The 14,651-nt window shown below is 73.6% G+C and carries 13 protein-coding genes; 10 read left to right on the top strand and 3 right to left on the bottom strand.

The features are described 5' to 3' along the window. The first annotated feature begins 112 nt into the window (after nt 1–112). The 4 genes from D581_RS0100805 to D581_RS0100790 all read left to right on the top strand — a co-directional run bounded on the left by D581_RS0100805 (nt 113) and on the right by D581_RS0100790 (nt 3,358). Nucleotides 113–544 (top strand): hypothetical protein, encoded by a 432-nt coding sequence (locus D581_RS0100805; protein ID WP_018955320.1) that lies wholly within the window; start codon nt 113–115, stop codon nt 542–544. Nucleotides 545–667: 123 nt separating this feature from the next. Then, the gene (locus D581_RS0100800) at nt 668–1,318 is read left to right on the top strand and encodes a thioredoxin-like domain-containing protein (RefSeq protein ID WP_018955319.1); all 651 of its coding nucleotides are present in this window, start codon (nt 668–670) and stop codon (nt 1,316–1,318) included. After that, nucleotides 1,315–1,974: a DUF305 domain-containing protein gene (locus D581_RS0100795; protein ID WP_018955318.1), complete on the top strand. Its 660-nt coding sequence runs from the start codon at nt 1,315–1,317 to the stop codon at nt 1,972–1,974. Before D581_RS0100800 ends, D581_RS0100795 begins: the two co-directional genes overlap by 4 nt. A 136-nt stretch (nt 1,975–2,110) precedes the next feature. Beyond that, a complete protein-coding gene (locus D581_RS0100790; RefSeq protein WP_018955317.1) occupies nt 2,111–3,358 on the top strand; it encodes an ROK family protein in 1,248 nt (415 codons plus the stop codon). 224 nt (nt 3,359–3,582) lie between these two features. On the opposite strand, the gene xylA is transcribed toward D581_RS0100790, so the two are convergent. Beyond that, nucleotides 3,583–4,749 (bottom strand): xylose isomerase, encoded by a 1,167-nt coding sequence (gene xylA, locus D581_RS0100785; protein WP_018955316.1) that lies wholly within the window; start codon nt 4,747–4,749, stop codon nt 3,583–3,585. A gap of 221 nt (nt 4,750–4,970) precedes the next feature. On the opposite strand from xylA, the gene xylB reads away from it, so the two are divergent. Then, on the top strand, nt 4,971–6,455 hold the full coding sequence (gene xylB / locus D581_RS0100780) for a xylulokinase (protein ID WP_018955315.1): 1,485 nt from the start codon (nt 4,971–4,973) through the stop codon (nt 6,453–6,455). Here the strand turns inward: xylB and D581_RS0100775 are convergent. Continuing rightward, nucleotides 6,442–7,617, bottom strand: coding sequence for a macrolide family glycosyltransferase (locus D581_RS0100775; protein WP_032752475.1), 1,176 nt, complete (start codon nt 7,615–7,617; stop codon nt 6,442–6,444). The genes xylB and D581_RS0100775 overlap by 14 nt on opposite strands. A 145-nt stretch (nt 7,618–7,762) precedes the next feature. Continuing rightward, nucleotides 7,763–9,382: a ribosomal protection-like ABC-F family protein gene (gene abc-f, locus D581_RS0100770; protein ID WP_018955313.1), complete on the bottom strand. Its 1,620-nt coding sequence runs from the start codon at nt 9,380–9,382 to the stop codon at nt 7,763–7,765. Nucleotides 9,383–9,535: 153 nt separating this feature from the next. Here abc-f and D581_RS0100765 point away from each other — a divergent pair, with 153 nt between their 5' ends. From D581_RS0100765 to D581_RS0100745, 5 genes are all read left to right on the top strand, one after another. After that, entirely contained in the window at nt 9,536–10,228 is a 693-nt protein-coding gene (locus D581_RS0100765; RefSeq protein WP_018955312.1) for a TetR/AcrR family transcriptional regulator, read from the top strand. 19 nt (nt 10,229–10,247) lie between these two features. Beyond that, complete coding sequence (locus tag D581_RS0100760) at nt 10,248–11,528, top strand: VWA domain-containing protein (protein WP_018955311.1); 1,281 nt, start codon at nt 10,248–10,250, stop codon at nt 11,526–11,528. Then, nucleotides 11,528–12,385, top strand: coding sequence for a hypothetical protein (locus D581_RS0100755; RefSeq protein ID WP_018955310.1), 858 nt, complete (start codon nt 11,528–11,530; stop codon nt 12,383–12,385). Before D581_RS0100760 ends, D581_RS0100755 begins: the two co-directional genes overlap by 1 nt. Before the next feature lie 99 nt (nt 12,386–12,484). After that, nucleotides 12,485–14,065 (top strand): aspartate-alanine antiporter-like transporter, encoded by a 1,581-nt coding sequence (locus D581_RS0100750; RefSeq protein WP_018955309.1) that lies wholly within the window; start codon nt 12,485–12,487, stop codon nt 14,063–14,065. Nucleotides 14,066–14,126: 61 nt separating this feature from the next. Continuing rightward, nucleotides 14,127–14,567: a hypothetical protein gene (locus D581_RS0100745; RefSeq protein ID WP_018955308.1), complete on the top strand. Its 441-nt coding sequence runs from the start codon at nt 14,127–14,129 to the stop codon at nt 14,565–14,567. Nucleotides 14,568–14,651: the final 84 nt, after the last annotated feature.

Raw genomic sequence — 14,651 nt, 5'->3', positions numbered from 1 at the left:
ACCCGTAGATCCATGGGGCTCTGTTCGAGCGACGGCGACTCGGGCACACTGTCCCGCGGACAGCGCGACCCATATTCTTTGAATCTTCATGCACCTACTACGATGACGGGCGATGACCAGGGTGAGTACGCGGGCGGACCGGCAGCGGTACCGCTCCCGCACGCCCCTCGCTCTGGGCTGGGTGTTCTTCCTCCTGGCCATGCTCTTCTGCTGCTCGGTCACCACCTCGGCCGTCGGCGCCCCGGTGGCCGCGGGCCCTGCCGGGGCGAGTGCCGTCCGGGCTTTCACCCCGACGCCCGACGCCGCCTTCGAACCGGTCGTCCTGGCCTCTCCCGCGGACCGCGGCCTCGGGACGTCGTGCCACGGCGGCTCGACGCACACGGCGGCCGTCGTGGTTCCGGCGTCCTCCGCCCCCGTCACCGTTCCCTCGCCCGTGACCTTCGTCCCCGCCACCCCGCTCACCGGCGCGGCGGCCATCCGGGGTCCCGCGCACGACGGTGTGCGTTCCGTCGATCAACTACGTCTTCAGGTCCAGCGGATCTAGAGGCCGGGTCCGCTCTCCCGCCGCGCCCCGGCGCCGGTCACCGGGAGCGGTTCTCCGCCTGCCCCGCACCCCTTCCCTTTCATGCATCGCCCGTATGCATCGGTTGAACGACGAGGACTCCCCATGGCTTCCGCCAAGAACCAGAACAACCCGGCCTCAGCGCGTCGCGCCAAGCTCGAGGAGGCGCGACGCAAGGAGCGCGCCCGCGAGCGGCGGGTCCGCATCGTCACCATCAGCGCGTCGGTGGCCGTGGTCGCCGCGCTGGTCGCCGGGGGCGGCTATCTGATGTCGCAGGCGAACGAGAAGGAGGAGAAGGAGAATCAGGCCAAGACCTCGCCGGTCACCGGCGAGCGCAGCTGGGACGACCTGGGGCGGGAGCACGTGACGACCAAGGTCGACTACCCGATGAACCCGCCCGTCGGCGGCGACCACAACCAGGTCTGGATGAACTGCAACGCCGACGTCTACACCGACGAGATACCGAAGGAGAACGCCGTGCACTCGCTGGAGCACGGCGCGGTCTGGGTCACGTACAACGACAAGGCCTCGGACTCCGACATCGAGGCGCTCACCAAGAAGGTCAAGTCGACTCCGTACTCCCTGATGAGTCCGGTCAAGGACCAGAAGGACCCGCTGATGCTCAGCGCGTGGGGCAAGCAGGTGACGATCAAGAACGCCACGGACGACCGGGTCGCGCAGTTCTTCACCAAGTACGTGCAGGGCCCGCAGACCCCTGAGCCGGGGGCCGCCTGCACCGGCGGACTGGACAAGTGACCGCCCTGACCCCGTCCGGCTCCATGCGTCGGATGGTCCTCGCGGGGGCCGCCGTGCTGCTCCTGGCGCTGGGGCTGGTGGCGCTGATGGTCGTACACCCCTCCGCGGCCTCCCCTTCCGGGGCGTCCTCGGCGGCACGGTCCGCTCCGGCGGAGGACTCCGTGGACGCGGGCTTCGCCCGGGACATGGCCATCCACCACCAGCAGGCGGTCGAGATGTCGTTCATCGTGCGGGACCGCACCGACGACGAGGACGTGCGGCGTCTCGCGTACGACATCATCAACACCCAGGCCAACCAGCGCGGCATGATGCTGGGCTGGCTGGAGCTGTGGGGGCTGCCGAAGAGCGCGGCCGGGCCGCCGATGGAGTGGATGGGGCACACCCTCACCCCGACCGACGACGGTTCGCTGATGCCGGGCATGGCCACCGACGCGGAGCTGGCCGCCCTCACGGCCGCGAAGGGCGAGAAGGCCGAGGTGCTGTTCCTGCGGCTGATGACCGTGCACCACCGCGCCGGTGCGGACATGGCGCAGGCGGCCGCCGGTGCGGCGAAGACGGACGCCATCCGGGACCTGGCGGCGGGCATGGTCAGCGGCCAGCAGTCGGAGATCGGCCTGATGGCGAACATGCTGAAGGACCGGGGCGCCAAGCCCTGAGCCGATCAGAGGGGGGCGGTTCGGGCCGGACGGCCGGAACCGCCCCCTTCCGTGACGTCTCCCCCTCCGCCGGCGCGGTACCGCCCGTCCCCGCACCCCCGCCGGGAGCCCCGCATCACATAGGCTCGGCGACGATATGAAGAGCATCCTCACTCCGCTGGGGCCCAAGGCCGACAAGGACACCGTGCGACGGCACAATCTGAGCCTGGTACTCCGCGCCGTACGGGACGAGGGCGAGCGGGGCGAGGCGACCCGGGCCGGAGTGGCCGCCCGGGTCGGACTGACCCGGGCCGCCGTGTCCTCGCTCGTCGAGCAGCTGATGGACAGCGGGTTCCTCACCGAGTCGGGCAAGACGTTCAGCGGGCAGGCGGGCCGCCCCGGCACCGCGCTCAAGGTGGCCAGGACCGGACCGGCAGGGCTCGGCGTGGAGATCAACATCGATTACGTCTCGGTGTGCGTGGTCGACCTGGCGGGCACCGGCCGCGTCCGGCAGACCGAGCACCTCGACAACCGGGGCGCGCCCGCCGAGGAGGCCCTGGCCCGGGCGGCCCGGATCGCCGCGCGGACCCTGGAGTCGGCGTACGAGCAGGAGTTGCGTCCGGTGGGCGGGGCGCTTGCGCTGCCGGGTCTCGTCTCCGGCGGATCGGTGCGGCAGGCCCCCAACCTCGGCTGGAACAAGGTCCCCGCGCAGGAGCTGTTCGCCGAGGCGCTGGCCGCCCTGCGCCCCGGCCACCCGGTGCTGCCGGTCGCCTCGGAGAACGAGGCCAATCTCGCGGCCCTGGCCGAGCTGTGGTTCGGCGGCCTGGGGGATGTGCGGAGCTTCCTCTATCTGACCGGGGAGATCGGGGTCGGCGGCGCACTCGTCCTGGGCGGCGAACTGCTGCGCGGTGCGCACGGTTTCGCCGGGGAGATCGGGCATGTCGTGGTGGATCCGGCGGGGCCGGAGTGCCGGTGCGGGTCACGGGGGTGCCTGGAGCAGTACGCCGGTCAGGCGGCGCTGCTGCGGGCGGCCGGGATCGAGGGCCTCGGCGGCGCCTCCGGGGTGCTGGAGCTGGAGCGGCGCGCGGGCGCCGGGGACCCGCGGGCGGTGGCCGCGGTCGGTGAGGCGGGCCGGATGCTGGGCCGGGTGCTGTCGGGCGCGGTGAACCTGATCGACCCGGACGCGGTGGTGCTCGGCGGGATCTACCGAGGGCTGATGCCGTGGCTGGCGCCGCCCGCCGACGAGGAGCTGACCGGCCGGGTGGTGTCGGGGCTCTGGACCCGGGGCAGCGGCCGGCTCCGGGCGTCGTCGGTGGCGGGCGACGCGGCGCGGGGCGCGGCGGCGCTCGTGGTGCAGGACGTGCTGGACGACCCGGTGGCGTACGCGGAGCCGTCCGGAGGCTGAGCCGGAGCCGTCCGGCGGCTGAGCGGGGGCCGTCCGGCGGCTGGGCCGGGGCCGGACAGCTCCGGCCCAGCCGGTGGGACGGACCGGGGTGCGGCCCCGTGGGACGGGCACGGTGAGCCGGACCCGGTGGGTCGGGCCGGTGGCTCGGCACGGCGGGTCGGGCCCATCGGGTTCAGCCCCGTGGCTCAACCCGACGGGTCAGCCCGATGGCTCAACCCGACGGGTCAGCGCACGGCGAGCAAGTGGTCCATGGCGAGCTGGTCCAGTGCCTCGAAGGCCATGCCGCGTTCCGCGGCGGCGTCCACGTCGAAGTCCTCGTACGCGCTGCGGTCGGCGAGCAGGCCCTCCAGCCCCTCACCGGCGGTGGGGCGCGCCAGTTCGTCCAGGCGGGACGCGCGCAGGGCCGCCCGCACCTCGGGGTCGGCGCGGAAGGCGGCGGCCCGCTCCTTGAGGATGAGGTAGTTGCGCATGCAGCCCGCGGCGGAGGCCCAGACACCGTCGTAGTCCTCGGTGCGCGGGGGCTTGAAGTCGAAGTGGCGGGGGCCTTCGTAGCCGCTCTCCAGCAGGTCGACGAGCCAGAACGCCTGGCGCAGATCGCCCGCGCCGAAGCGCAGGTCCTGGTCGTACTTGATGCCGGACTGGCCGTTGAGGTCGATGTGGAAGAGCTTGTCCGCCCACATGGCCTGGGCGATGCCGTGGGGGAAGTTGAGCCCGGCCATCTGCTCGTGCCCGGTCTCCGGGTTGACGCCGACCAGCTCGGGGCGCTCCAGGCGCTCGATGAAGGCCAGGGCGTGGCCGATGGTGGGCAGCAGGATGTCGCCGCGCGGCTCGTTCGGCTTGGGCTCGATGGCGAAGCGGAGGTCGTAGCCCTGCTCGACGACGTACTCGCCCAGCAGGTCGAAGGCCTCCTTCATCCGGTGGAGGGCGAGGCGGACGTCCTTCGCCCCGCCGGACTCGGCCCCCTCGCGGCCGCCCCACGCCACGAAGGTGCTCGCGCCCAGCTCGACGGCGAGGTCGATGTTGCGCAGGGTCTTGCGGAGCGCGTAGCGGCGTACGCCACGGTCGTTGGCGGTGAATCCGCCGTCCTTGAAGACGGGGTGGGTGAAGAGGTTCGTCGTCACCATGGGCACGACGAGCCCACTGTCGTCGACCGCCGTACGGAAGCGCTTGACGATCCTTTCGCGCTCGGTCTCGGGCGCCCCGAAGGGGATCAGGTCGTCGTCGTGGAAGGTCACCCCCCAAGCGCCCAGCTCCGCGAGCCGCCGCACCGACTCCACGGGGTCGATGGCCGCGCGGGTCGCGTCGCCGAAGGGGTCCCGGCCCTGCCAGCCCACGGTCCACAGACCGAAGCTGAACTTGTCCTCGGGGGTGGGGGTGAAGCGTTCCGTCATCGTCGTCCGACCGCCTTCGCCTGCCGTCGGGACGCCCGGCCGCCAGCCCGGCACCCCTATTTGTTCAGTGTCATGACTAATCAAGCACACCACACCTCGACCAGGGAACCCCCCTGCCGGGCGAAGCCGACCCGCGCCCCCTGTGCAGGGCGGCGCTCATCCCGTAATTTGTTCGTGCCCCAGCCAAATGATCAGGCCGTCCCGTGCGAAAGAGGCTCCCCATGCCGTCACCCGCCGTCGTCATCGGCGTGGACAGCTCGACCCAGTCCACCAAGGCCGCCTTCGTCGACGCGGCGAACGGCGAGCAGCTCGCCGTGGGGCGCGCCCCGCACGTGGTCACCGGCGAGGCCGGGGCCCGGGAGAGCGATCCGGAGATCTGGTGGCGGGCCCTGTGCGAGGCGGTGGCCGCCGGGCTGAAGGAGTCCGGCCTCCCCGCCCGCGCGGTCACCGGCATCGCGGTCGCCGGACAGCAGCACGGGCTCGTCGTCCTGGACGGGGCGGGCCGGCCGCTGCGCCCCGCGCTGCTGTGGAACGACACCCGCTCCGCGCCGCAGGCCGCCGCGCTCACGGACGCGCTCGGCGGGCCGGGGGCCTGGACGGAGCGGACCGGGTCCGTGCCGGTCGCCTCGATCACCGCGTCCAAGTGGCAGTGGCTGCGCGAGACGGACCCCGCGAGCGCCGCGAACGCAGCGGCGGTCCGGCTCCCCCACGACTTCCTGACCGAACGCCTCGCGGGCATCGCAGCCACCGACCCCGGGGACGCATCGGGCAGCGGCTGGTACTCCACCGCGACCGGCGCCTACGACCCCGACCTGCTGGAGTTGCTCGGTCTGGACGCGGCGCTGCTCCCGGAGGTCGCGCCCACCGGGGCGGCCCGGATCGGTTCGCTCACCGAGTCGGCGGCGCGAGCGCTCGGGCTGCCCGCGGGCATCGCGGTGGCGGCCGGCACCGGCGACAACATGAGCGCCGCCGTGGGCCTCGGGCTCGGCGGCGAAGGGCTGCTGGACCACCCGGCCCTCAGCCTGGGCACCTCCGGCACGGTGTTCGCCGCCTCCCGCACCCGACCCGCGTCCACCGCGCTGAACGGGTTCGCCGCCGCCGACGGCACGTACCTCCCGCTGGCCTGCACCCTCAACTGCACGCTCGCCGTGGACAAGGTGGCCGCGCTGCTCGGCCTGGACCGTGAGGACGCGGCGCCCGGCGGCGAGGCCGTCCTGCTCCCCTATCTCGACGGCGAACGGACCCCCGACCTGCCGACCGCCTCCGGGCTGCTGACCGGCCTGCGCCACGACACGACCCGGCAGCAACTGCTGGGCGCCGCCTACGAGGGCGCGGCCGTCACCGTGCTGCGGGCCATGGACGAACTGCTGTCGGCCTGCGGTCTCGACCCGCACGCACCCGAGGTCGCCGCGCGCCCGCTGCGCCTGATCGGCGGCGGGGCGCAGGGGCGGATCTGGGTGGAGTCGGTCCGCCGGCTCTCCGGCCGGCCGCTCGTCATCCCGGGCAGCGGCGAGCTGGTCGCCCTCGGTGCGGCGGCGCTCGCCGCCTCGGCGGCGGGCGGTGGCGATCCGGTGGCGCTGGCGACGGCCTGGCAGGAGTCCGGGACGGACCGCCGGCTGCCGCCGGTGGAACGGGACGTGGCGACCTGGGAGCGGGTCACCTCGGTCCTGGAGCGCGCCTCCGGGCCCCTGCTCACCGGTTCCTGACACCCCCTGGGGCCAGGGCGACCATGGACTCGATGAGGCCGACGGCGCGCGGGGTGCCGCCCTGGCGCCGGGCGGCGGCGCGCAACCGCGCGGACCGGCGGGCGGTTTCCGGGTCGTTCACCAGGGCGTTCAGGGCCGCCCGCAGCGTCTCGGCCGTGGCGTCCGGGGTGTCGATGCGGCGGGCGACCCCCAGCTCCACCAGCCGGTCCGCGTTCATGAACTGTTCGGCGCCCTGCGGTACGGCGATCATCGGGACGCCCGCGAGGAGTCCGTCGCCGCAGCCGCCCATGCCGGCGTGGGTGACGAAGGCGTCCGCCTGTTCCAGGATCGCCCGCTGCGGGACCCACGGGTGCACTTCGACGCCTGGCGGGATGTCGCCGAGCTCGCGCGGGTCGGTGTGCCTGCCGATCTGGAGCACGACGTGCCAGCCGGGCAGGTTCCCGTACGCCGCGAGGCACTGACGGTAGAACTCCGGCCGGTGCGTGTACGCCGAGCCGAGGGAGATCAGCAGGACGTTCTCCGCGCCCTCGGGCCGGGTCCACCGGCCGGTGTCGGCCTGCGCGTCGAAGCAGGGCCCGACGAAGGTCACTGTCTTGGTGTCGACTCTGTCGGCGCTGGGCTGCATGGCCTCGGGGATCAGCGCGAGGGCCCGCGCGGGCGGACCGGAGAAGGCGTCCACGTCGAGGGTGGACGCCCCGCAGCCGGCGAGCCAGCGGCCGAACCTCTCCCGGTGCGCGGGAGCGCCGGGCAGCCCCCGCAGGTGCGCCGCGACCTCTTCCTCGTACCCCTCCCAGGCCACGAACGACGGGGACAGCTGCATGAGGGGCCGCCCCTGTGATTCGGCGAGGGCGCGGGCGGCGTAGGCGCCGATGTCGTACAGGTACAGGTCGGCGGGATCGTCGTCGTAGGCGGCGCGCAGTTGGGGCAGTGCCTGCATCGCCTCGTCGAGGAAGAGGTCCATCGCGGCGACGGGGTCGGTCGGCCAGTTGTTGTCGGCGACCGGCAACACCGAGGCGCAGGGGACGAGTTCGGCACCGGTGGCCTCGATCCGGTCCGCCACGAACGGGTCGTTGGCGTAGGTGACCCGGTGGCCGCGGGCCACCAGCTCACGGATGATGCCGAGGCCGGGCAGGACGTGGCTGACGATCGGGATGCCGATCATCGCGATGTGGGAGCGGCGCGGGGACAAGGGTGATCACTCGCTTCGGGAGGGGTACGGAGGCCGACCCGGCCTCCGTTTCGGGTAGGGGTACGGAGGCCGGCGCGGGCCTCCGTTTCGGGCAGGGGTACGGGGGCCGGCGCGGGCCTCAGTCTTCGAGCGCGGGCACCCGGGCGGCCCGCAGGTCCAGTCGGGCGCCCCGCCAGCGGCTCCGGAGCAGCCGGTCGTGGCTGACGAGGACGACCGTGCCGGCGAAACCGGCCAGGGCGGTCTCCAACTCCTCGGCGAGGGCGGGAGAGAGGTGGTTGGTGGGCTCGTCGAGCAGCAGGACGTCGGCGGGCCGGCTGACCAGCCGCGCCAGGGCGAGCCGCTGCCGCTGGCCGGTGGAGAGCCGCGCGACGGGCACCGACAGGCGGTCACGGTCGAACAGCCCGAGGGCCAGGAGCCGTTCGGCGTGCTCGTCCGCCTGGCCGGTGAGCCCCCGGGCGTAGGCGGCCAGCAGGCTCTCGTGCGCCGAACCGGCTGCCGGGTCCTGCGGGAGGAAGCCGATCCGGCCGCGTCTGACGACGTGTCCCCCGTCGGGGGTCAGGTCTCCGGCGAGAACGCGCAGCAGGGTGGTCTTGCCCGCGCCGTTGTCGCCCGTGATCAGCAGGTGCTCGCCCGCCCGGACCGTCAGGCCGACCGGGTCGAGCCGGCCCGCGACGGCAACCTCCGCGGCGTCGAGCACGGTGCCGGAGAGCGGTCCGGCGCGCAGCACGGGCGAGAAGCTCAAGGGGTCCGGCGGGGCCGGCACCGGGTCGGCCAGCAGGCGGTTCAGCCGTTCCTCGGCGTTGCGGACCTGGCCGGCCAGGGACTGCTGCACCCGGGCTCCGGCCTGGTTGTAGGAGAGTTTGTCGCCGTCCTTCATCGGCCGGCCCGGGGCGACCCGGCGGGCGGTGACAGCGGCCGACGCGCGCGTCCGGTCGACCTCCTCACGCCATCGGTCGTGGTGCCGGCCCCAGCGCTGTCGTGCCGCCGCCCTCTCCGCGAGGTAGCCGGTATAGCCGTTGCCGTACCGGACGACACCGTGCCGGTCCCCGTCCACCTCCAGGAGGCTCGTGGCGACGTGTTCGAGGAAGCGGCGGTCGTGGGAGACGGTCACGGTGGTGCCCCGGCGGCCGCGCAGGTGCTCCTCCAGCCAGCTCAGGGCGGCCTCGTCCAGATGGTTGGTCGGCTCGTCGAGGAGCAGCACCTCCGGGGCGGCCGCCAGCACCGCGGCCAGGCGGAGCCGGGCCCGTTCGCCGCCGGAGAGGGCGCCCAGGGTCGAGGCGCGGTCCACCTGTCTCAGGCCGAGGCCGTGCAGGGCGCGCTCCAGCCGGGCGTCGGCGTCGTAGCCGCCGCGCAGCTCGAAGGCGGAGACGGCCTCGCCGTACGCGTCGAGCGCCGACGTGTCGCCGTCGGTCATCGCCGCCTCCAGGCGGCGCATCCGTGCCTCGATCGACCGAAGGTCGCCCAGCGCCCGGTCGATGACCTGCTGGGCCGTCATATCGGCGGGCAGGGCCTCGTCCTGGGCGAGGTAGCCGACGCCACCGTCGGCCCGCAGAATGACGCGTCCCCGGTCGGGGCTGACCCGCCCGGCGAGCAACCGCAGCAGGGTCGTCTTGCCGGAGCCGTTCTCACCGACGATTCCGGTGCGCTCGCCCTGTGCGAGCGAGCAGCTCACCGAGTCGAGAACGGGCCTGCCGTCGAAGGCCTTGCTGACGGCGAGTGCGGTGATCTGTGTGGGCATACGGGCGACTCCGAAGCTGTCGTGGACGAAGCGGTGACGGCGGACCGCGAGGCCGGGGGAAAGCTTCGGAAGAGCATCAACGACTCCACTAGTGCGACAACTGTTGCTTTAAGATGGTGCCATGACCCACACCGCCGGGCAACCGGATTCCCGATGACCGACGCACCGGCCGACGCACCGGCCGAACCGCCGGAATCCGCCCGCGCCGCCCCGTCGCCGGGCCGCAGGCCGGGTGGCCGCACCGCACGCGTCCGCGGGCAGGTGCTCGACGCGGTGCGCGCCGAACTGGGCGAGCACGGTTACGAGGGGCTGACGATGGAGGGTGTCGCGGCCCGCGCCGGCGTCCACCGGACCACGGTCTACCGGCGCTGGGAGGACGTCGGAGGGCTGCTGGCCGATGTCCTCGACGCGGCGGGCGAGGACGACTGGGCACCCGCGGACACGGGCTCGCTGCGTGGCGATCTGACGGCCCTCAACGACGAGATCCAGGAGTCGCTGGTCGTGCGGCCGTCGATCCCCCAGGCGCTGGTGGCCGCCTCGTTCCGCTCCGCGCGGGCGGCCGACGCCCAGCGGCGGCTGTGGGAGGACCGGTACGCGCGCTGCGAGATCATCGTCGAGCGTGCCGTCGAACGCGGCGAACTCCCTTCGCACACCGACGCACGGCGGCTGCTGATCGCCTCCACCGCACCGCTGTACCACCAGTTGGTGCTCCTGCGGACCGCTCTCGATCCCCAGCTTCCCGCCCATGCCGCGACCACGGCGACCCTGGCCGCCGCCGCCGGCGCGTTCGACCGTCCCGCACCGGAGGGGGAGGCCTCAAGTGACCCGGTTGGGAATGCGAACTGATTTTCCATAAGATCCTGCGATGATCATGAGAAAACGGCTGACGACCGGGGTGGGCCTAGCGCTCGCCACCCTGGCCGCCGGCCTCGGCACCGCGATCCCCGCCGCCGCCGACGAAGCCCCCGCCGCCCCCGCCCCCAAGGTCGAGCTGGTGCTCGACGTCAGCGGCTCGATGCGGACCCGCGACATCGACGGCCAGTCCCGGATGGCCGCCGCCAAGCAGGCGTTCAACGACGTCCTGGACGCGGCGCCCGAGGAGGTGCACCTCGGCATCCGGACGCTCGGGGCGGACTACCCGGGCGAGGACCGCAAGGTCGGCTGCGAGGACACCAAGCAGCTCTACCCGGTCGGCCCGCTGGACCGCACCGAGGCCAAGGCCGCGGTCGCCACCCTTGCTCCGACCGGCTTCACCCCGATCGGCCCGGCCCTGCTCGGCGCGGCCGACGACCTGGAGGGCGGGGAGGGTTCGCGCCGGATCGTGCTCATCACGGACGGCGAGGACACCTGCGGTCCGCTCGACCCGTGCGAGGTGGCCCGGGAGATCGCCGCCCGTGGCACCCACCTGGTCGTGGACACGCTGGGCCTGGTGCCCAACGCCAAGATCCGCCAGCAGCTGACCTGCATCGCGGAGGCCACCGGCGGCACGTACACCGCCGTCCAGCACAAGGACGAACTCTCCGGCCGGGTCAAGCAGTTGGTGGACCGGGCCGCCGAGCCCGTCGTCACCCCGGTGGCCACCGAGGGAGCCGGGAGCTGTTCCGCCGCGCCCGAGCTGAAGCCGGGGCTCTACACCGACCGCGCGGAGATCGCCCAGCACCGCTGGTACCGCGTCGACGTGCTGCCCGGTCAGGAGCTGCGCGCCTCGGCGAGCGTGGCGGCCGACCGCGCCGTGGACGACGACTACGGCGTACTGCTGCGCGCGGTGACCGTGCACGGCCGGGAGATCGTCCGGGGCTCCGAGGCCGGGACCGGCCGCACCGACGTGATCTCGTCCGGGCTGCGCTATCCGAAGCCCGAGGTGGACGGCGGCGACGACGGCGACGGCAAGCCCGCCGCCGAGACCGTCTGCCTCCAGCTCGCCCACTCCTTCTCCGCGCCCGCCTCGGTGAAGCGGTCCCCTGGTCTGCCCGTCGAACTGACCGTGGACCTGGTGGACGGCCCGGAGAACGCCTCCGACGTGGCGGCCTTCGGGCTCGGCCGCGGCTGGTGGCTGCTCGGCGTGCTCGTCCTGACCGGACTGGTCGCGGGCCTGCTGACCGGCTGGATCTCGCGCTGGCGCGTCGCCGTATGGAGGACCAACTGATGCGCACGAACCTTCGCCGTACCCACGGCGCCCGACGCGCGCTGACCGCAGCGCTCCTCGCCGGTCTGACCCTGCTCACCTCGGCGGGCGCGGCCGTGGCCGACGACCCGTCGGCGAGTGGGAGCCCCGCCGGCGACGGGGCGGGCCCCACCGAGGCCGGGACCACGTTCCGTACGGCCACCGCCCTGGAGCAGGGGCAGACCGGCACCGCCCGGGCCTCGGCGGGCGACTACCTGTACTGGGTGTTCCCGGCCGACGCCGGTCAGCGGCCCACTGTCAAGGCCACCGTGAAGCTGCCTTCGAGCGCCCGCAGCTCCACGTCCACCTGGCAGATCGACGTGTACGACGGACTGCGCCGCCGCCAGGCCTGCATGTACGGGCACCAGACCAGGAAGGCGGCGGCCGACGCGGCCTCCGTCGAGCTGTCCTGTGTGCTGCGGACCGTGCGGTCCTGGTCCGAGCCGTGGGCGAGCGACCCGCTGCCCGGCAGCTACTACATCCGCCTCACGGTGGTGGACCTGCCCGCCGCCGACCTCGGGCTGCCGGTCGGCGTCGAGGTGAAGGCGGTCTCGAAGGAGCAGGGCGGGGCCCACGACGTGGACGGCGCGCTCTCCGAGCCGCTGGTACCGGGCGTATCGGTGGCCTCGGCGGGCGACGCGGGTTCGGCGGGCGACGCGAGTGCCGCGCCGCGGGTGCCGTCCGCCGGTGAGCCGGAGGACGGCTGGGCCTCGGGCTGGTGGACCGACCGCTGGCTGTGGACCGTGGGCGGCGGCGTGCTCGCCGCGCTGGCGGCCGTGTTCGGCTACTCGCTGACGCGGGGCCGGGGCCGGCCGGCCCACGTACCGCCCGGCGTCTGAGAGACGTGGCCGCCGCTCCCCGGGTGGCGGCCTCCCCCGACCTCGAAGATCCTGACCCCCGACAGGGACGGGATCTTCGAGGTCGGGGAGGCACGGCCGGTGTGGCAGTTCTTCGCGGACAACCCGTGGGTGGCGGTGTTCGCCGTGATCACGCTCGGCTCGCTGCTCGGCATGGTGCGCTTCGGCCCGGTCCGGCTCGGCGCGGCCGGAGTCCTGTTCGTCGGCCTCCTCGTCGGGGCGCTCGACGAGGACATCGCCGCCGCCGTGCCGACCGGGGTCTCGGCGCTGGGCCTGGCGCTGTACGTGTACACGGTCGGCCTGGAGTCGGGTCCCGCGTTCTTCCGTGAACTGCGCGGCCAGCTCCCGGTGATGGCCGGGGCCGTGGTGGCCCTGGCCATCACCGCGGCGGTGGTCGGCCTCGTCGGACACCGCTGGTTCGGCATCGACGGACCGTTCCTCGCGGGCGGATACGCGGGGATCGGGACCACCACCCCGGGTCTCGCAGCCGCTCAGGACGCCTCGGAGGACCCGACGCAGCCTGCCGTGGGGTACGCCATCGGCTACCCGCTCGCCGTCGTGATCACGATCATGTTCGTCTCGGCGATCGCGGCCCGCCGCCACTGGGCCGCCCGCCGGGACCCCGACCCGGGCCTGCCGGCCACCCTCGTCACCCGTACGGTCCAGGTGGCGCGTGCTCTGCGCTGGGCGGACGTGCCCGGCGTCGCCGCGCACCGGGTGCTGGCCAGCGAGTACCGCCCGGCCGACGGCGTGACCCGGGTCGCCCGGGAGCTGGGCCGCCTCTCCCCCGGCGATCAGGTCGTGCTGGTCGGCGGCGAGGACGACGTGCGGGCGGCGGCGGACGCGCTCGGAGCCCTCGCCCCGCGCCATCTGCTGGACGACCGCAGTGCGGTGGACTACCGGCGGGTCCTGCTCACCAACCCGGACCTGGCCGGACACACCGTCGGGGAACTCGGGCTCGGCGAGAAGTACGGGGCCCTCGTCAGCCGGGTACGGCGCGGCGACCTCGACATGCTCGCCCACGACGACCTGCTGCTCCAGCTCGACGACCGGGTGCGGGTGGTCATGCCGCGCGAGCGGACGGGCGAGGTCACCACGTACCTCGGGGACACCGAGGCGAAGGTCAGCGAGGTGAGCGCGGTCAGCCTGGGCCTCGGGCTCACCCTGGGCTTCCTCGTCGGCATCCCCTCCCTCACCCTGGGCTCCACCACGCTCGCCCTGGGCACCGGGGCGGGACCGCTGGTGATGGGGATGATCCTCGGCCGGCGCCGGCGCACCGGCCCGCTGGTGTGGACCCTGCCGACCCGCGCCAACCTCACCCTGCGCCAGATCGGGCTGCTGCTCTTCCTCGCCGTCGTGGGACTCACCTCGGGCTACTCGTTTTGGGAGAACGCCTTCTCCCTCTTCGGGCTGAAGCTGGCGGCCGTGCTGGCGATCGGCGCGGTCGTCAGCTACACCCTGCTGGTGCTGGTCGCGAAGGCGCTGGGGCAGAGCCGGGAGCGGACCATGGGGTTGCTGTCGGGCTACGTCGGCAACCCGGCGATCGTGGCGTACGCCAACAGCCGGGCGAGCGACAGCCGGATCAACAACGGCTACTCGACGCTGTTCGCGCTCGCCATCCTGGTCAAGATCGTCTGCATCCAGCTGATCGTCGGCCTCTGAACCACGCCTTCGATCCGGGCCTACCCTGAACCCTTCACCGGCCGCGACGGAGGGAGACAGGATGGGCGGGACGACGGCGTACGTACGGTTCCAGAGCACCGAACGGAGCCCCCGGGGACACTTCCCCGGGATCTTCGCGCTGGCCAACGGCCTGGCCCGGGAGGGCCGCCTGACCGAGGAGCAGCAACGCTTCTGGCGGGCGGCGAACGACTGGTACGACGCCGCCTACACCGACCCCTCGCGGGTCGACCCGACGGTGTACGACCCCGGGGTGAACCCGAGGGCGGTGGCCTGGTTCAAGGGGACGGCGACCCATCTGCTGGACCGGATCCCCGGCTACCTGGCGCTGCTGACCGCGCACGGAGTGCCGTGCGAGCGGCTGGAGTCGGCGGATCCCGGCAGGGTCGTTTACGAGGACGAGCATCAGGTCGTCGTGGTGCCCCACTCCGGCCGAGCGCACCCGGAGGCGGCCCTCAACTCGCCCGCCCCGCAAGGCACCTGATGGATTCCGGCCACGCCGGTCGTCGCTCTGGCGAAGCGCCACCCCCACCCTGTTCGATGGAGTTCGAACAGTCGCGCGCCGGCA

It is taken from the genome of Streptomyces sp. CNB091, assembly GCF_000377965.1.
This window is presented reverse-complemented; position numbering and strand designations above follow the sequence as displayed.

Bases quoted from the DNA above. Each gene is read 5' to 3' on its own strand.
- D581_RS0100805 (WP_018955320.1), top strand. From the start codon at position 113: ATGACCAGGGTGAGTACGCGGGCGGACCGGCAGCGGTACCGCTCCCGC.
- D581_RS0100800 (WP_018955319.1), top strand. From the start codon at position 668: ATGGCTTCCGCCAAGAACCAGAACAACCCGGCCTCAGCGCGTCGCGCC.
- D581_RS0100790 (WP_018955317.1), top strand. From the start codon at position 2,111: ATGAAGAGCATCCTCACTCCGCTGGGGCCCAAGGCCGACAAGGACACC.
- xylA (WP_018955316.1), bottom strand. From the start codon at position 4,749: ATGACGGAACGCTTCACCCCCACCCCCGAGGACAAGTTCAGCTTCGGT.
- xylB (WP_018955315.1), top strand. From the start codon at position 4,971: ATGCCGTCACCCGCCGTCGTCATCGGCGTGGACAGCTCGACCCAGTCC.
- D581_RS0100775 (WP_032752475.1), bottom strand. From the start codon at position 7,617: ATGATCGGCATCCCGATCGTCAGCCACGTCCTGCCCGGCCTCGGCATC.
- abc-f (WP_018955313.1), bottom strand. From the start codon at position 9,382: ATGCCCACACAGATCACCGCACTCGCCGTCAGCAAGGCCTTCGACGGC.
- D581_RS0100765 (WP_018955312.1), top strand. From the start codon at position 9,536: ATGACCGACGCACCGGCCGACGCACCGGCCGAACCGCCGGAATCCGCC.
- D581_RS0100760 (WP_018955311.1), top strand. From the start codon at position 10,248: ATGATCATGAGAAAACGGCTGACGACCGGGGTGGGCCTAGCGCTCGCC.
- D581_RS0100755 (WP_018955310.1), top strand. From the start codon at position 11,528: ATGCGCACGAACCTTCGCCGTACCCACGGCGCCCGACGCGCGCTGACC.
- D581_RS0100745 (WP_018955308.1), top strand. From the start codon at position 14,127: ATGGGCGGGACGACGGCGTACGTACGGTTCCAGAGCACCGAACGGAGC.